At 69.7% G+C, this 16,884-nt stretch carries 13 protein-coding genes; 6 read left to right on the top strand and 7 right to left on the bottom strand.

Annotation, left to right across the window (positions count from 1 at the left end; all coding sequences use genetic code 11):
• The first annotated feature begins 779 nt into the window (after positions 1 to 779).
• The 4 genes from BLW57_RS01470 (at position 780) to BLW57_RS01485 (ending at position 6,749) form a co-directional block, all read left to right on the top strand.
• Positions 780 to 3,677: a SpoIIE family protein phosphatase gene (locus BLW57_RS01470; RefSeq protein ID WP_256339334.1), complete on the top strand. Its 2,898-nt coding sequence runs from the start codon at positions 780 to 782 to the stop codon at positions 3,675 to 3,677.
• A gap of 625 nt (positions 3,678 to 4,302) precedes the next feature.
• Positions 4,303 to 5,094 (top strand): GNAT family N-acetyltransferase, encoded by a 792-nt coding sequence (locus BLW57_RS01475; RefSeq protein ID WP_093471549.1) that lies wholly within the window; start codon positions 4,303 to 4,305, stop codon positions 5,092 to 5,094.
• Positions 5,091 to 5,315, top strand: coding sequence for a translation initiation factor IF-1 (infA, locus tag BLW57_RS01480; RefSeq protein WP_004936508.1), 225 nt, complete (start codon positions 5,091 to 5,093; stop codon positions 5,313 to 5,315). Before BLW57_RS01475 ends, infA begins: the two co-directional genes overlap by 4 nt.
• Positions 5,316 to 5,897: 582 nt before the next feature.
• Positions 5,898 to 6,749, top strand: a complete 852-nt coding sequence (locus BLW57_RS01485; RefSeq protein ID WP_093471550.1) for a class I SAM-dependent methyltransferase — start codon at positions 5,898 to 5,900, stop codon at positions 6,747 to 6,749.
• Between the two features lie 26 nt (positions 6,750 to 6,775).
• Here the strand turns inward: BLW57_RS01485 and BLW57_RS01490 are convergent, their stop codons facing one another.
• From BLW57_RS01490 to BLW57_RS01505, 3 genes are all read right to left on the bottom strand, one after another.
• Entirely contained in the window at positions 6,776 to 7,420 is a 645-nt protein-coding gene (locus BLW57_RS01490) for a dihydrofolate reductase family protein (RefSeq protein ID WP_093471552.1), read from the bottom strand.
• Between the two features lie 351 nt (positions 7,421 to 7,771).
• On the bottom strand, positions 7,772 to 8,068 hold the full coding sequence (locus BLW57_RS01495; RefSeq protein ID WP_093471554.1) for a hypothetical protein: 297 nt from the start codon (positions 8,066 to 8,068) through the stop codon (positions 7,772 to 7,774).
• 689 nt (positions 8,069 to 8,757) lie between these two features.
• Positions 8,758 to 9,042: a cupin domain-containing protein gene (locus tag BLW57_RS01505; protein ID WP_093471558.1), complete on the bottom strand. Its 285-nt coding sequence runs from the start codon at positions 9,040 to 9,042 to the stop codon at positions 8,758 to 8,760.
• Positions 9,043 to 9,433: 391 nt separating this feature from the next.
• On the opposite strand from BLW57_RS01505, the gene BLW57_RS01510 reads away from it, so the two are divergent.
• Positions 9,434 to 11,488, top strand: a complete 2,055-nt coding sequence (locus BLW57_RS01510) for a hypothetical protein (RefSeq protein WP_143051564.1) — start codon at positions 9,434 to 9,436, stop codon at positions 11,486 to 11,488.
• Positions 11,489 to 11,520: 32 nt separating this feature from the next.
• Here BLW57_RS01510 and BLW57_RS01515 read toward each other — a convergent pair whose 3' ends face one another.
• From BLW57_RS01515 to BLW57_RS01530, 3 genes are all read right to left on the bottom strand, one after another.
• On the bottom strand, positions 11,521 to 11,922 hold the full coding sequence (locus tag BLW57_RS01515) for a TraR/DksA family transcriptional regulator (RefSeq protein ID WP_093471561.1): 402 nt from the start codon (positions 11,920 to 11,922) through the stop codon (positions 11,521 to 11,523).
• A gap of 169 nt (positions 11,923 to 12,091) precedes the next feature.
• Entirely contained in the window at positions 12,092 to 13,096 is a 1,005-nt protein-coding gene (gene denD, locus BLW57_RS01520; RefSeq protein WP_093471563.1) for a D-erythronate dehydrogenase, read from the bottom strand.
• Positions 13,097 to 13,670: 574 nt separating this feature from the next.
• On the bottom strand, positions 13,671 to 14,432 hold the full coding sequence (locus tag BLW57_RS01530; protein ID WP_093480447.1) for a DeoR/GlpR family DNA-binding transcription regulator: 762 nt from the start codon (positions 14,430 to 14,432) through the stop codon (positions 13,671 to 13,673).
• Between the two features lie 91 nt (positions 14,433 to 14,523).
• On the opposite strand from BLW57_RS01530, the gene BLW57_RS01535 reads away from it, so the two are divergent.
• Entirely contained in the window at positions 14,524 to 15,732 is a 1,209-nt protein-coding gene (locus BLW57_RS01535; RefSeq protein ID WP_093471566.1) for an MFS transporter, read from the top strand.
• Positions 15,733 to 16,249: 517 nt separating this feature from the next.
• Here the strand turns inward: BLW57_RS01535 and BLW57_RS01540 are convergent.
• The gene (locus BLW57_RS01540) at positions 16,250 to 16,720 is read right to left on the bottom strand and encodes a DIP1984 family protein (RefSeq protein WP_093480448.1); all 471 of its coding nucleotides are present in this window, start codon (positions 16,718 to 16,720) and stop codon (positions 16,250 to 16,252) included.
• Between the last annotated feature and the right edge of the window lie 164 nt (positions 16,721 to 16,884).

Raw genomic sequence — 16,884 nt, forward strand, 5'->3', positions numbered from 1 at the left:
TCTCCGCCATGTCGTCCGGAGCGGTGACGGGTTCCTTGTTGTCCGATCGGTAGACATGGCCGCTCCGAGATTCGTATTCGGCGGCGAAGTCGCTTCCGCAGATCTCGCCCGCGTCGGCCTGCGACCAGGACCGGCGTGATCCCAGCACATAGTACGTGTGCAGCTCGCTGACGTGAGGGACATAACGATCATCGCTCGCAGGGGCAACATGCCTGGCCAGAGACCTCTTTGCCAACAGGAGGATGCATGTACCAGCTACCTGCGCAAGAAATATCGGCGGGGAATCGCTGAGCTTTACTCCAGTTCGGGACTGCGCGGCCAATGAGGCGGCGAACAATTCAACTGACTGAGCCACAGAGCGCACGGCTCCTCAAAGTGACCCCGCCCCCGGCATCACACCCACCGCCGAGCACCGCCGTGCCCTGCTCGCGCGATGTTCCGGCTTCCGGCGAGATGGCCCTCGCTGTAACGGAAAGCGACCAAACGCCACATAAAGTAGACCTATTGCCAAAAGTCAATGGACAGGATTAGATCGCCTGAATTCATCCAGATCAGGATGGGTCCGGCGGATGTAGATCACTGCGGTCCGCCACCGATCACACAGAGCCCAGCCAGCACCCGAGCGGTGAGCGGAGGCGACAGTCGGCGTGGTGAATACCAGAAGCAGCGATGCGAACGGCATCGACTCCCCCAAGTCCCGCGCTCACCGTCCACCACACCAGACCCAAGGCCCGCGAACCCGGCAGACCATGGGGCCCCAGGAACGGCACAGTGTGCGCATGCGGCTGCTCGACGCCGTGGACGAGGACCGGCGTGATGTCGACGTGCTGGTGACGGCGCTCCAGCAGGCCGTGGCCGAGGTGCGCGGCTTGGGCGGAATGGTCCATCTCCCGGGCGGCGGGATGAGCGGCATCCTCTACCTGGTCGCCGACAGTGGCCTGCCGGAATCGATGACCCGGCCCTGGTTGGTCATCCCGGCACGGGGCACGGCACCGCCCAGCCGGGCCGCCCGTCACGACGCCATCATGTGGCAACCTCACCTGGCCCCGCCCGACCCGGTGCCGGGCCGGGACCCTGCCGCACTGTGGCCTTCCCGGCTCCCCGCCGGCATCGCGCACCTGGCCGTCCCCGTTCCGGGCGGCGGCAAGCGGCGGGGCGCGCTCTCGGTCCTCTTCTCAGCGGATGACCAGCCCGGCGCGGCGGAGTGCGCGTTCCTAAACGAGGTGGCCGCCTGGGTGTCCGGGAGGCTCAGTGCTTCCGGGATCCTCAACCCGTCTCCCGCCCTGCTGCGGGCCCTGGAAAACGGGCCCGGATCTGGGGAAGTGGACCCGTGGTATGCGGAAGGGGTGCCCTCCGTCACCTATACATGGGACCTGCGTACCGGTGAGCTGACCTCCGACCGGCCCGTGGAAAAGGTGCTGACCGGCATCGATCCGGAGGTGATGGCCGGCGGCATCGAGGCATGGGCGGCGCTGATCCACCCCGATGACCTTCCGGGGGCGGTCACCGGCTTCGACATGGGCATCCAGCTCCGCGGCGGCTTCCAGGACGAGTACCGGATCCGGCGCCAGGACGGCACGTACCTGTGGATCGAGGCTCGCGCCCGGACGATCACGGACGAAGCCGGGGCACCGGTGAAGGTGATCGGCACCCTTCGTGACAGCAGCGAAACGCACACCACCGCCGAGTCGGTGGGACGGGCGCTGCGACACATGAGCGACGGCTTCGTCTCCGTGGACACGGACTGGCGCATCGGGTTCCTCAACGAGGCGGCTGAAAAGCTGTTCGGTCCCGCGGGGGACGTGGCCGGATGTCTGCTCTGGGAGATTCCCGCACTGCAAGCCGTGCCGGGGCTCGAGCAACGGTGTCGGATGACAGCGGCCGAGGGCGGACCGGCCGGATTCGACGTACCGGGGCCGGACGGGCGGTCCTGGTACCACCTGCGACTGGTACCGGTCCCGGAAGGACTCACGCTCTACATCACCGACACCACCGAGCGGCATCTGCGCGAAGTCGAGCGAGCCGACGCGGAACAGGCAGCCGCGGAACGGGCGGCCCTGGTCCAGCGGATCACGCGGGAGCTGGCCGAGGCGGCCACCGCCCAGGACGTGATGGCGGCAGTGGCCGACAGCGTGATGAAACCCCTTGGGGCCACGGGGCTCATCATGCTCGGCGTAACCGGCGACCGGCTCACCGTCATCGGATCCCGCGGATATCCGGAACGCTTCATCCGACTTCTGGACGGCACCTGGGAACTGGGGGACACGACGAACCCGGTGGGGTACGCCCTGCACACCCGCGCTCCCCTCTGCATCTCCTCGCCCGAGGAGATGCTGGAGAGTTACCCGGCAACCGAGAAGCTGGTCCGCGAGGGAGGCAAAGCGACGTGGGCCTTCCTACCGCTGGCCGTGTCGGGGCGCGAGATCGGCGCGGCAGTGATCTCCTTCGGCCGACCACGGGCACTGGGCGAAGAGGAGAAGACCCTGTTGGCGGCTCTCAGCGGACTGATAGCGCAGGCGCTGGAGCGGGCCGGGCTCTACGACGAGGCGACGACGCGAGCCCGTACCCTCCAGCGCAGCCTGCTGCCCAAGGCACTGCCCGAGCTGCCTCAGGTGACGACGGCGGCCCGCTACCAGCCGGCGAAACAGGGAGCCGACGTCGGTGGTGACTGGTACGACGTGATCCCGCTTTCCGCGGCAAGGGTGGCACTCGTGATCGGTGACGTGATGGGCCACGGCATGGCCGAAGCCGCCATCATGGGCGGCCTCCGCACGGCTGTGCGCACCCTCTCGGAACTGGATCTACCGCCCGACGAAATCCTCAGTCACCTCAACGACATCGTCGGCAACCTGGGAAGCGACGCTTTCGCCACCTGTCTGTACGGCATATACGACCCGGTGACCCGACGTCTGGCCTACGCCAGCGCCGGTCACCCGCCCCCGGCCGTGGCTCACCCCGACGGCACCGTCAACTTCCTGCCTGTCACTCCGGACCCGCCGTTGGGGGTGGCCGCTCCCCCCTTCGAAGCCCTGGAGACCCTGCTGCCCGCCGACAGCCTCCTCGCCCTCTACAGCGATGGTCTCGTCGAGAGCAAGGACAGGGACATCATCACCGGCATGCGCCACCTCGCCGAGCTCCTCTCGCAGTCCGCGAACGCCCTGGCGACCTCGCCGGCGGACGCGTCGGAGCTGGACGCCCTCTGCGCCACACTCGCCTCCGCTCTCCTACCGGCCCACGGCGCACTGAGCGATGACGCCGCCCTGCTGCTGGCCGCCACCCACCCGCTGGCCGCGGAGAATGTGTCCGAGTGGCCGTTGCCCGAGGACCCGATGGCGGCAGGCCAGGCCCGCGAGCTGGTCCGTTCACAGCTCACCGAGTGGGGCCTGACCGATGAGGACCTGATCATGACCACCGAGCTGCTGGTCAGTGAGCTGGTCGGGAACGTCGTCCGGCACGCCTACGGCCCCATCCGACTGCGCATGCTGCGCAGCCGCACACTGACCTGTGAGGTCACCGACGCCAGCCTGACCACACCGCACATCCGCCACGCCTCCGCCATGGACGAAGGAGGGCGCGGCCTGCAGCTCATCTCCGCACTGTGCCAACGCTGGGGCACCCGGCACACCCGAACCGGCAAGTCCATCTGGACGGAGCAGCCCCTTCCACGGTCCCAATGATCTCTGAGCGTGGCGGGTAGCCGGACCGACGGCACATCGGGCGCAACCTGTGACCGCCTTCGTGTCGTTCGGCTAAGTCACGGGCAGCCCAGCCCTGTGACCCTGACGCCGGATCAGCTCGCCCTACGGCGCGACCGTCGCGCTCTGCCGCGGACTGTGGGCACTCGGTGTCGGCCAGCCGCAGCCGGCGGAATTCCTCTGCGTCGGAGAAGTCGAGCTCACCAGTGAGCCGGCCTTGGCCAGCGCGGGGAGTTCCGCCTCGGTGCGGGAGTGGACGCTGGAGTGGACGAGGCTGAAGGACGTCGCGTACGCCGAGCGAGTGATGACGTCCACCGGTCCCGGTCGCGTCAGAACCGCGCTCCGGACACGGGGGGACCCGAGGGCTGTCCCCCACCGGGTGTCGCGGCGCGGTCGGTACCGGCACCAAGGGCCTGCTCACGGAAAATGATTTGAGCGAGACGGCACCGCTCCCCTACTTTCGTGGTGGACCGTGAAGTCGTCGTATGGAGGTGAGCCCCGTGAACACAATCACCCATGGGTGCTCCCTCAACCCGTCACGGTCCGGCGGCTGACATTCGGTGTCGCCAGGAGCGCCTGAGATCGAGGCACTCCTGAGGAGACTCCGATGAACACAAGACCTCTCATTTCTGGCCTGAGCGACAACGCGGTGACCGTCACGCGTGTCGCGGACAGGCAATGGCACGCGCTGGAAGACGACCTGGTGGTCGGGCGCGGGCATGCGGAGCACCGGCCCGACGGACGCTTGTTCGTCAGCATCGACGCCTGGAACGACGCCGCCTTCGACCGGCTCGCCGAGGCGATGGTCGCGGAACTGCCGGCGCCTCTCTACACGGTGGTCGACGAAGCCGACGTCGAGCTGACGGCCGGCTGGCGGCGAGCCGGTTTCACGATCCGGCGCCGCGAGTGGGAGTACGTCGTGCCGACCGACCCGCGGGTCACAGGGCTCGAAGCAGTCCTGCCGCCTCCGGGCGTGACGATCGTGCCCGCCGGTCAGGCGGACGAGAGTCTGCTGCGGGCGTTGGACCGCGCGATCCGTGACGAAGTCGAAGAGACCGTCGGATGGCAGTCGATGCCCGCGGAGGTGATTCCCCGCCCCGCCGGCGACACCGTCGTCCACCCGTCGAAGTACGCGGTGGCGGCGACGCCGCACCGCTACCTGGGGCTGATCCGGGTGGTAACGGTGAAACGGCCCCGCATCGGGCTGATCGCGGTCCGGACCGGCGAGCAGCGCCGCGGCATCGCGCGGGCACTGCTGGCCCACGCGCTCGGAACGCTGTACGGCTCCGGGAGCACCGCCGCCTGGACCGAAGTCCACGAGTCCAACCACGCAGCCTCGGCGCTGTTCGACGGCATCGGCGCCCGGCCGATGAGCAGCAACCTGGAGCTGGTGCGATGACGAAGAACAAGAACGTCATCGAGGTCGAAGGCAAGGTCGTCGAGTGCCTGCGCAGCGCCATGTTCACCGTGGAGCTCGAGAACGGCCATCAGGTACTCGCGCACATCAGCGGGAAGATCCGCAAGCACTACATCAAGATCATGCTGGAAGACCGGGTGTTGGTGGAGCTCCCGCCGTACGACCTGACGCGTGGCCGGATCGTGTTCCGGTACCGGAACTAGCGGCGGTCGGCACCTTCCACGGAGGCTGTTCCTGGGGCGCCCCGGTCACGGCCATTGCGTGACCGGGGCTCCGAATGGCCTATACGGCGGCGATGTCACCGGCCCATCCCATCGAAGGCACACTCGCGTTGCATCGGCACGGTGGGGCGCCCTCGACGTGTGCACGCGACAGTGTGCGGCAACTGCTCGATCCACGGCTTCGAAGCCATGCCCGGACACCACCGCATTCCGGCCGCTTCCGCTACGGCGGCACGCGCGGCCCTGGGGCAGGGGGGTTCGGCCGTGGTGGCGGGGCGGGACAGTCGCGACGGTGGGCCGCCACCGGGCAAGACAGCGACCGACGCCCCTGTCCCCCTTGTCGCCCGAAGGCAACTGCGCTGCCACTCGGGAGCGTCGGGAGCCCACCTCGGAGCGCGGGTGGCCGGTGTCATCTACCGGTGGCTGCGCGAGAATCAGCGGCGGTGGGCTGCTGCAGGTGCACTTTAGTGTCTCGGGCAGTCGGTGCGCGCATGACTGGCCGGCCGCGCATGAAAATGACTCCACTCATCAGGCCCGCTGGAAACGACCATCTAGGCTGGCGCGGTGACTGATGAGCAGGAGCGGGTGCAGCCGTCGGGAGTGTGGGCCACAGCGGTGGGAGTGGCCAGGGTACGGGCGCTGGAGACCGAGCGGGAGAACGCGCTGTTCCGCGACCCACTCGCACAGGCCTTCGCCACCGCAGGCGGCCTGTGGCCCTCCTCGCCGCCGCTGCCCGATGACGAGGCCGCGCGACGGCGCCGGCTGGCCGTGTCGTTCTCCATCGTGATCAGGACGAAGTTCCTGGACGAACTGTTGCAGCAGGCCTCCGCCTCCGGGGTCCGGCAAGTCGTGCTGCTCGGCGCCGGCATGGACAGCCGGGCCTTCCGGATGGACTGGCCCGAGGGCACCCGGCTGTTCGAAGTCGACACCGCCGCGCCACTGGACTTCAAGGCTTCCGTGCTGCGCCAGGAGCGGGCCGTCGCACGCTGCGAGCGGATCACCGTCGCGGTGGATCTGCGTGAGGACTGGCCCGGCGCGCTGGCCAACGCGGGGCACGACCCGGCGTTGCCGACTGTGTGGATCGCCGAAGGGCTGCTGATCTATCTGCCCGAGGACGCGGTGGAGCTGCTGCTGGCCCGGATCAGCGCACAGTCGGCGGCGGGCAGTCGGATGGGGCTGACGTTGGGCTCGCGTGGCGTGCTCGAGCGCTTCGGCGCCGATGCCGCGCCGGGATCAGCGGCGTCCATGTGGGTCTCGGAGATGCCCGACGACCCGGTGGGCTGGCTGGCCGGGCACGGCTGGGAGGCCGACAGCCACACCCTGCGCGAACGCGCTGCCGCTTACGGCCGCCCACTCAGCACCCCGCCCCAGCGCGAGGAGGGACCCGGCGGACTGATCTCGGCGGTCCGCCGGTAGAGGGCTTCCTCGAGTGGGGCCTGGCGTCACCTTCGCCAGAACAGGTGGTGCGTCACGCCGCTCGGACTGGGCACGATCTCCAGGTGGAACCGGTCGAGCAGCTCATCGGGGGACTCCCAGAGCCGTAGTCCGGACCCGAGCTTCACCGGCGAGACCGCCACGTGCATGGTGTCGACGAGGTCGGCATCAAGGAACTGCCGGACGGTGGTGACCCCGCCGCCGAGTCGGACGTCCTTGCCCTGCGCCGCTTCCCGTGCCTGTGCGAGGACCGTGGCCGGGCTGCCGTCGACGAAGTGGAACGTGGTGTCGGACAGCATGAACGACGGACGCGTGTGGTGCGTCATGACGAACACCGGGGTGCGGAACGGAGGCTCCTGGCCCCACCAGCCGCGCCAGTCATGGTCCTGCCAGGGCCCGCGCTGGGGCCCGAACTTGTTGCGCCCCATGATCTCGGCGCCGATGTTGCGCGCGAAGTCCCGCGTGAAGTAGTCGTCGAGGCCCCGGCTCCCCCCGGAATCCCCGCGCATGGGCCAGCTCGCCGTGGCTCCGGCCCAGGCGAACAACCTCTCGGGATGATCGAAGCCGAACGGCCGCTCGAGACTCTGGTGCTCACCGGCACCGATTCCGTCACTCGAGACGTTGAAGTTCATGACTCTCAGCAGTTGCTCCACGTGCGTCCTCGTCAGTCCTGTCGCGCCGGCGTGCGGGAAAGCGCCGCACATCTTGACGTCGAACGGGACGTGGCCGGATCGACAGCTGCCCATAAATTTCTTCGCGGCGTGGCAGGTACCGACCCGTGCGAAGGGGCGTTGCCCCAGTTGCGGCCCTGGTAGCCGGGTGCGGTGAAACGGTGGGGCGAAAAGAGAAGAGCGACCCGGGCCCGGCGGTCAGGAGCATGTCGGGTTCAGAGCGTCCGGTAGGTCTCGTCGGGCCGCGTTTCGGGCCTTCTCCCAGGCCGGCCGACGGTAGCGGCTGCCGCGAGCCGACCGCTGGACCTCCAGCGCTCCGCGGCGGCGAGGCGGTCAGGGTGTGTCGCCGGAATAGTGGAAGCGGCAGGCCACCCCCGGGCCCGGTATGCGCGGTTCGTCAGCGTTCGGGTCGTACAGTGCTCGGCCGCCGGGCCACCGCGACAGTTCGGTGGACAGCGCGACGCCACCGTCGACTTCTTGCGCCGTCCACCCGGTGATGTCCAGCAACAGACCGTCCAAGGGGCCGCCGACGAGCGTGGCGTACGTCCGTTGGGGCAGGGGGCCGGGATTGGGGTCGTCGTGTTCGCAGCCGTAGACCCGGCCACGCAGCAACTGCTCATCGCCGTTCATACGACCAGCCTCCCAGCCACCACCGACAACCCGGACAGGCGCTGGGTCGTTCCCCGTGCGGGACTGCCGGATCAGCGAGGCCGCCAGCAACCCCGCGCCCAAGCGCCCGCCGGCGAGTAGGCCGAGGCGTGGAGCCCGGCGGATGAGCGCGGTTTCGGGTGATGCTGTGGTCATGTCCAGGGCTTCTCCGCAAAGCGCCCTCATGACCCGTACACCAGCAGCGGGGTAGTCCCCTAGGTCGTCAGCCTGAGGCTTTCCGGCATCTCCATCGCGCTCTCATCGTCCGCCGCGGTCGGCAACGCCTTATGGCCCTCCGACCAGTGATTGATCCACCCACAAACGCCGCATGCGTACCGGCCATTGACCCCGGCGACCTCGGAACCGCACCTCCCGCACTGGGTCCGGGTGATCTCCTGGCCGGCAAGGAACGCGGCGGCCGCCGCTGCCCGTTCAGGATCCGGCACCGGCTGTACGCGCTTCCGTGGTCGACTCACGCCCTCGACCCTATCCGCGGTTCGAGCGCAGCGAACCCGTCGGGGCCGAAGCGACGCTGCGGTGGCCCGGTCGGTGTTGAGCACTCCCCGGTCCCGGCTGCGGCCGTGGGCAGGGCGGCACGTACTGGACATTGCTGTACGGCGCGTGCGCGGGGCCGCCGTTGGTTCACCGTGCTTCGTTGACTTCAGGTGCCGTCACTTCAGTTCGATCTCGATGAAGGTCAGCGGGGCGGTGCCGGTGTTGACGACTTCGTGTTCGGCGCCGGCAGGGCGCGCGTAGGACTGGCCGGCCCGCAGTTGCGAGGAGGTGACAGTGCCGTCGGGAGTGACTACACCGGTTTGCCCGTCGGTGACGGGTACGACGACGTAGTCGTACCCGTGCACGTGACGGCCGGTGCTCTCCTGGGGTTCGAAGTCCCAGCGGGTGACCCGGACCCGCTCGTCTTCGTGCTGCACGGTGGCGCGGGCGGTCGTCGTCACGGGCGATCTCCTCATCGTCGGTTGCCGTACGGGTATGGCTGGTGTCCCAAGTGGCAGGCTATCCGCCGCGTGCTGCGACGGCGGGGAGGTGTCCGCTCCTCGCCGGGCGAACAGGTCGGCGACCAGGATGAGCGGAGGCCGGGCGCGGCGGCCGTCGCATACGACGGCGGACGCCCGCAGGACCACCGGGGCCCTGAGCGACAACAGACGGACTTCGGGCAGGGGCACCGCTCGGCAGCAGCCAACACCGAGTCGCCGCTGGTCGGCGCTGGCCGCATCTGCCAGGCGCGGTGTGGCCGAGTACCTTCCCGAGACCACGTCGATAACTGGGTGCTCGTCGCGTCGGCGAATGTGAGGATGACGATCGGTCGACGGACGGCGGACACACGGGATGGCAGTGGCGAGGACATCGGTCGAGGCGGTGGACGCGGTGGACTGGAGCCGGTTCCAGACAGGTAAGCCGGAGCACCATCCGATCGAGGAGGTGCCTCGAGCACTGCGACGCCTGGTCGGAAAGGGTCCCGCGGCGACGGAGGAGGACTGCTACCCGCTGTACGACTGCTTGTTCGGGCCCAAGGGTGCGCTGCCGTCAGCGGCGATCGCGGCCCTGCCGTTCCTCGCGGCACTCGCCTCCGACCCCGCCAACGGGGCGCGGCTCGCCCTCGTCGATCTCCTCGACGCTCTGAACGGCGCGGCGCGTGGGGCCGGTGAACAGGGCACGGGCGAGCAGTGGCAACAGGAGTGGCGACGTCAGGGCACCGCCATCATGGCCCTGCTCGCGGACCCGGACCAGGAGATCCGCCGGGCTGCCGTCCCCCTCGCGGACGGCAGCACGTTGCTGGAACGGTGGCACACCGAGACCGACCCGGCCGTACGCGTGGCTCTGCTGCTGGCGTTGTCCACCTCCGCCGTCGCTACCACCAGCGAGCCGGACACTCGGGCTCCTGACGGCCGGGATCAACTCACCTCCGCCGTACGAGCGGTGCTGGGCCAGGTACTGCGGGACGACGAGCCGGTGATGAAGGTCGCGGCCGTGTTCGCCTGGGCGTCCCTCGACCGTGACGTTGCCCTCCGCCACATCGATCTGCTGCTGGACGTCCTCACCGATCCCGCCGTACGGCCCCGCTTCGAGCAGATCTGGTTGCTGCCGGACGTCGAAGGCCCCCTGACCCGTGACGACGTCGTCCCATGGGTGACCGGTCTCTTCGACCACGTCCCCCGGACCGCCCTGTCGTTCGTGACCCGGTTGGCCGAAGCGGCGGAACGTACCGCGGACACCGGGCTCCGTCGGGTCGTCCTCGACGAGGCATGGCGGCTCTTGGTGCTGCTGCCCTCCGCAGCTCCGTCGGTCCTGCCGCTCGCGGCACGTCTGCTGGATTGCACCGACAACTGTGTGCGGCTGAAGGCCACTCATCTCCTCGCGATGCTCGTCCCTCACTCCGCACCGTACGCCGACCGTCTGGCGCCACTGCTCGACGACCCAGGAACCGACGACATCTCCTGGATCGAAGGGACAGTCGGCGCGTACGCGCGCTGGGCCCTCGTCCGCCTGGGCGACCCCCGTGCCCTCCCCGGCCTCGTCGATTACCTCTGCGCGCCCTACCGGGAGCACTACGGACGCAGCTATGTGATGGGCGACCCGCGCCTTCCGGAGATCCACGAGGTCCTCGCCCCTCTGCGGGAACACGCGGATGTCGTACTGCCCGCACTCCTTGAGGAGGTACGGCAGCAGTACGCACACCGCGGCGAACACGGCCCGCTCACCGGCGACCTTTTGAAAATCGCCGAAGAGTGGGGGCCGGACGCGCTGCCCGCGCTACCGGGCATCCTGCCGCTCCTGGACGATGCGCGGTACTCGCTCAGGGTGGTCGACGTGCTGGTCGCGATGGGGCCGGGCGCCGCGTTCACGGCGCCCGCCGTGCGCGACGCGGTGGTGCTTGACCACCCGGCCAATCATCACAAGATCGCTTGGGCCGCGTGGCGCATCGCAGGCGACGACGGCACCGCGCTGCGCCTCTTGGGCGGGGCGGTGGAACACGATCAGGGCCCGTGGTACGGGCCGGTCGCCCTCCTGTCCGACTTCGGCTCCGCCGCCGCCGGCCACGCCGGGCGGGTACGTCAGATCGTGGAGGACGCCAAGCACGGGCAGGTAGAGGCGGCGGTCGCGCTGTGGGCGATCACCGGCAATCCGCAGCCGACCCTGTCGGTACTGGAGAACACCGTCCTGAGCTTCACCGAGGACGACGACCGATACGGGTACCTCCTTGAGGCACTCCGCGGCTTCATCCGCATCGGCGCAACCACGCCGGCCGCGCGGAAAGCGCTCCACATCCTCAGAGCCTGCGATCGCCGCCTGTCCAACTACAGGGACTACCGGGCCGTCCTCGACGACCAGGAACTCCGATCCGTCATGGAGGCGGTGCTCGCCCTCCCTGCAACGGATTGACGGGGCGTCGGGATCGCCGTCGATCGCCGGCGTCAACCGCGGCGTGGGCCGGACCCGGCGCAGCGGACACAGGTCGTCGCCGCTGGACGGATCTCCAGACGTTCGGGCGGGATCGTCCCGCCGCAGCCCTCACACTGCCCGTACTGTTCCTGTTCGAGTCGTTCCAGTGCCCGGTCCAGTTCTTGAAGGTGCTCGCGCGTCTGCGCCATCAGCGCGGCAACGTGGGCCCGCTCGAAGGCGGTGGTGCCCCCTTCGGGATCGTGCTCGTCGTCCACCGCGACCAGGGCGTTCGCCGCGACGATCCCGTCGAAGTCACGGCTCAGCGCGGCTGCCCGAGCGAGGGTGTCCGCACGGTCGGCGGCGAGGCGTGCGTGCACGGTCGAGACGGTGGACGGGCCGGGCTCGTCGTGGCCGTACCGGACTTCATCACCCATGCTCCGACAACGCTGATCCGTGGTTTTCCATTCCCCTTGGCCATCCGTGTGCCGCCGCCGGGCGGTACCTGCGCCGGCAGGGATTGGATTGCGCGCCATGTAGGTGGCCGCAGGAAGCAGCGTCGACACGCGAGGACCTGCCACGGGCGCAGACTGGACGGCGGCCGAGTCAGGACTGCCGCCCGGTCCGTTCGGCTAGGTAGCTCCGGACGAGGGACTGGAAGCCGGGGTCGGGCCGCAGGCCGAGGGCGGCGGCGCGGCGGTTGTCGAAGACGGCGGGCCAGGAGGCCACGATGGCTTCGACGGCCGGGTCCGGTGCGACGGTGACCAGGTCGGCCGCGGTGTCGCCGGCCGTCTGCCGCAGCACGGCGAGCATCTCGGCGACCGTCACGGTGAGGGCGGGGAGGTTGACCGGTGCTTGGCCTTGGAGCCGCCCGGGCCCGGCGCCGCGGTCGACCCGCGCGACGCGGAGGAGGCCTTGGAGGGTCGTCCGGGGTGACGCCAGCGCCACTCTCAGGTCGGGCCGCACAGGACAGGTGGCCGGCAGTCCGGCGAGGGGTTCGCGGATGATCGAGGACAGGAAACCGGAGGCGGCCGCGTTCGGGCGGCCCGGCCGCACGCTGACGGTCATCAGCCGGGCCACACGCCCGTCCAGGAATCCGCGGCGGGTGTAGTCGGCGATCAGGTGCTCGCAGATCAGCTTCTGCGTTCCGTAGCTCGAGCGGGGCATCGCCGGGGTCGCCTCGCTGACCACGGGCGGCAGCGGCAGGGCGGGGTCGTGGCCGTAGACGGCAAGGCTGCTGGTGAACACCACCCGTGCCACCGGTCCCTGTGCGGCCGCCTGGGCGCGTGCGGCATCCAGCAGCGCACGGGTGGTGTCGACGTTGGCGCGCATACCGAGGTCGAAGTCGGCCTCGCATTCCGCGGACACGGCGGCGGCGAGGTGGAACAGGACGTCGACCGGTTCGGCGAAGATCTCGTCGAGCCGGTCGTTCAGATCCCCGTGGACCAGGTTCACGAGCGGATCGGCTGCCGTCGCGGAGTGAGGTGCCCTGACGCGGTCGGCGAGAACCAGCCCGGTGATCGGCACACCGTTGAAGGCCCGTTCGCGAAGGAGTGCCGTAGCGAGCCGCTCCCCCAGGAAGCCGGAGGCACCGGTGATGACGATCCTCATGCGAGCTCCTTCCGGGCGGGGTGATCGCCTGCGCGGGCTGCGGCCGCGACGACGGACGGGGTGTTCCCGGGCCCGCGCCAAGGGGCACGCGGCGCTTGTTCGGGCAGCAGGCAAGCGCAGTGATCATGTGGTGGCGACGGTGTTCGTGAATCCGCCGCGGTGGGAGGAAACCCGGCCATGCTTCCCTTCTGCGTCCGGGCGCGAGGCGGCGCCAGCCGCTGTACTTCAAACCGGCCGGCCCCGATCTGGAACCCGCACCCGAGGAAGGCCCTGCCAGGCTGCTTGTCGCAGCGAGGGTGAGCAAGACCAGGCTGATCGACGCGATGCCGCTATCCCCGCGCGCCGGCTCGCGGACCACGATCATGCGTCGTCCCGCCTCTCCCCCGCGGACACCGCCCATTCGGCAGCGGCGGTCGCACTACCCGGCCCCACCCATCCGTCAAACAGCGCAGTCCTCTCCATCCCAGCGCCGCCGCACCGGACAAGGCCACTTCACGCCACTTACCGAGCGGGTCGAGTGGTCCGATTACCGGGCGGCTACGCCGGCGAGAGGGCTGGGCCTGACCGGCCGTGGTCAGACGGTCTTCACGACGGTGCCGGCGCCTTCCAGTGCGGTCACCTCGTCGGGGGGTGCGGTGGCGTCGGTGACGAGGGTGTGCAGGAGCGCGGAGGGGCCGACGTAGGCGTAGGCGGTGCGGCCGAGCTTGCCGCCGTCCGTGGCGACGACGGTGCGTCGGGCGGAGGCGATGCTCGCCTTCTTCACCGCGGCTTCGTCCAGGTCGTAGGCGGTCAGGCCGTCGGCCGCGCTCAGTCCGCAGCAGCCGAGGACGGCGGTGTCGAAGCGCAGGGCTGCCAGGGAGGCGAGGGTGAGAGGGCCGGTGAGGGCTCCCTCGGCGGCGCGGGGCTGCCCGCCGGGCACCACCAGCGTGGCCTGGCCGGGTGTCTCGCCGAGCAGGTGGATGGCCTGCAGGGACAGTGCCATGACGGTGACGGGCCGCTCGCGCAGGAGACGGGCGACCTCGAGGCAGGTGGTGCCGCTGTCCAGCAGGACGCTCTCACCGTCGGCGATGAGGGCGCAGACCTCGGCGGCGATCCGGCGCTTGGCGTCCACCGCCTCGTGGGCGCGTAGCGCGAAAGGGGGCTCCGCGCCCCTGAGCAGCAGGGTGCGTGCCCCTCCTCGGACGCGTTCGAGGACGCCCTGCGCGGCCAGGGTGTCGAGGTCGCGCCTGATGGTCATCTCCGAGGCGCCGGTCAGCTCGGCGAGTTCCTGGACCGTGGCGCCGCCGGAGTCCCTGACGGTCTTCGCGATCAGCCCGTGCCGGTCTGCGTTGCTCATACCGGGATTGAACACCACCCGAAAACAAACATGCAAGGCGTTCATAAGAGCACCTTCCGAACACGAGTATTGTTCGTTTACGGTGGTCGGCATGGAACGTTCGCTTCGAGCCGCGCGTGTGGCGACCTATGTCCACTTCGTCCTGTGCGGCACCCTCATGGGCGCATGGGTCGTGCACATCCCGGCCGTCGAGGAGCGGGTGGGCATCAGCCACGCCACGCTCGGCGGCTTGCTGGTACTCCTCGGGCTGGGAGCCTTCGCAGGAATGCAGATGGCCGGCCCTTTGACCGACCGCCTCGGCTCACGCGTCGTGGTGCCGGCCGGCGGCGTGCTGTGCGGCGCGACCCTGGTGTTGCCCGGACTCGCCCATGATCCGTGGACACTGGCAGGAGCGCTGTTCGTCTTCGGGTTCTGCAACGGCTGCCTGGACGTCAGCATGAACGCCCACGCCGTGCACGTGGAGAAGGCGTACGGCCGGCCCGTCATGTCGGGCTTCCACGCCACGTTCTCCGTCGGCGGTGTCCTCGCCTCCCTCGTGGCGGCGGGCGCGGCGAGCGCCAGCCTCGACCTCGTCGCAAGCATGGCCGCCATGGGAGCCGTTGGCATCGTGATCGCCCTGGCGTCGGCACGCGCCCTGTTGCCGGCCGATCCCGCCGGCACCCGCGCCCGCTCCGCGGACGAGGCCGAGGCATCGCCGGTCGGCGCGCGCCACAGCACCGGGGGGCGGGTCTGGCTCCTCGCCGTCCTGGCGCTGATGGTCATGCTGTGCGAGGGCGCGGCCAACGACTGGAGCGCTCTGCACCTGAAGGACGTCCTCGGTGCGCCCGCCAGCACTGCCGCCTTCGCGTACGGCACCTTCGCTGCGACCATGACCATCGGCCGGCTGGTCACCGACCGCCTCGTCGCCCGGTTCGGTTCCACGGCGATCCTGCGCCACGGCTCGGCCATGGCCGCTGTCGGCATCACGCTCGTGGCTCTCGGTCCCTGGATGTGGGCCGCGTTCGCGGGCTGGGCACTGTTCGGACTGGGCCTGTCCGGGTGTGTCCCGCAGTTGTTCAGCGCGGCCGGGCACGCCGACCCCGCGGCCGCCGGCGCCAACGTCTCCCGCGTCGCCGGTCTCGGCTACGTCGGCATGCTCGCCGGTCCTGCCGTCATCGGCTGGCTGACCCGCCTCGTCGCCCTGAACCACGCCTTCGTCCTGCTGACCCTGCTGTGCGTGACCACCGCTGTGGCTGCCGGGGTTTTGCGCACCGGACGTGAACGCACGCGCCGGAGCGAGATGGTCCGCATAGGCCATTGACCGCTTGTGCGGCACGGTCCTGACCCCCGTGCCGCACAAGCCCCAACTCCTCACGGCCCCGGCCGGGAGCAGGCGAGGAGATGCTCAGCAGCCGCCGGCAGTACCTGTACGGCATGCCCGTGTGGAAGGCTGGTGGGTCGCTGGCCCGTCCGACGGTGGGGACCTACGGCGTCTCGGCCGACCTCGCCGACACCGCTCCGACCAAGCCGTCCGCCGACTCCACGGGCAACGGATTTAGCGGTGACCAGCGTTCTCAAACGGCCCGGCCTTTCCCCATGGTGGTGCGATGTGGAGAGCCCCGAACCCGCCCTCGCCGCCTCGGATCTGCACGTGGTGATGTGCTGTGCGATGTGCACGGTCACCTGTACGCGGTGCTGAGCTGCACTGTGTTGTGGGGAGTCGAACCCCCGCGTTGCTCTTCACGCGCCAGGAGTGGGCTGGAAAACCGCCGGCCCTCGGTGTGTGCACGCCTCCGAAGCAGCTACCTGCTCCACATCGTCCCAGCCTGCTGGACTACTCAGTCCAGCAGATCGACCTCCCAGTTCGTACGCTGGATCCGCACATCGACTTCGCGGATCTCCCGGGCGAGCGCATCCGCCTGACCGCGGAGTTCTGCGACCGGAAGCGCGGAAAGCATCATCAACTCGGACCGAAGCTGCCGGCCGTATCCCCGATCGCCCTTGCCCGCCGCCGCGTCCGCCGCCGCGGTGACCACCGAGTGACGCAGCCGCAGGACATCCCGGCGGGCGAGGGCATCGGTGAGCGTGCCGTCCGGACCCATCTCCACGGTGGCATTGGTGCGGTTGATCTGCCGGATCAGCGTTTCCAGAGCGTCCAGCACCTCGCCGGTCTCGGCCAACAGCTGCGCCGCATCCTCGGCGGGTGTCTCACCTTCCTGGTACCGCGCACTGCTGACCACACGCGCTCGCAGTTGTTCTACACGGCGCGTCGCTTCCGCACGTTCCGCCAGTGCCTCAGCAAGCTTCATCGTCTCCCGCCTCCCTTCCATGAGGTCGCACGAGTATACGAGTGCGAACCGGCTCCCCCGCACCTGGATATTGCTACGCCGGGGCCCTGCTTCTGCGTGGCAGGACTCGATGGTCAGCACGCCCCGCCCCTTCGGCAGTCCCGGTGACAGACCTATACCTGTGT

Source organism: Streptomyces sp. 1222.5 (genome assembly GCF_900105245.1).
Taxonomy (GTDB): Bacteria; Actinomycetota; Actinomycetes; order Streptomycetales; family Streptomycetaceae; genus Streptomyces; species Streptomyces albidocamelliae.

Bases quoted from the DNA above. Each gene is read 5' to 3' on its own strand.
- BLW57_RS01470 (WP_256339334.1), top strand. From the start codon at position 780: ATGCGGCTGCTCGACGCCGTGGACGAGGACCGGCGTGATGTCGACGTG.
- BLW57_RS01475 (WP_093471549.1), top strand. From the start codon at position 4,303: ATGAACACAAGACCTCTCATTTCTGGCCTGAGCGACAACGCGGTGACC.
- infA (WP_004936508.1), top strand. From the start codon at position 5,091: ATGACGAAGAACAAGAACGTCATCGAGGTCGAAGGCAAGGTCGTCGAG.
- BLW57_RS01495 (WP_093471554.1), bottom strand. From the start codon at position 8,068: ATGAACGGCGATGAGCAGTTGCTGCGTGGCCGGGTCTACGGCTGCGAA.
- BLW57_RS01510 (WP_143051564.1), top strand. From the start codon at position 9,434: ATGGCAGTGGCGAGGACATCGGTCGAGGCGGTGGACGCGGTGGACTGG.
- BLW57_RS01515 (WP_093471561.1), bottom strand. From the start codon at position 11,922: ATGGGTGATGAAGTCCGGTACGGCCACGACGAGCCCGGCCCGTCCACC.
- denD (WP_093471563.1), bottom strand. From the start codon at position 13,096: ATGAGGATCGTCATCACCGGTGCCTCCGGCTTCCTGGGGGAGCGGCTC.
- BLW57_RS01530 (WP_093480447.1), bottom strand. From the start codon at position 14,432: ATGAGCAACGCAGACCGGCACGGGCTGATCGCGAAGACCGTCAGGGAC.
- BLW57_RS01535 (WP_093471566.1), top strand. From the start codon at position 14,524: ATGGAACGTTCGCTTCGAGCCGCGCGTGTGGCGACCTATGTCCACTTC.
- BLW57_RS01540 (WP_093480448.1), bottom strand. From the start codon at position 16,720: ATGAAGCTTGCTGAGGCACTGGCGGAACGTGCGGAAGCGACGCGCCGT.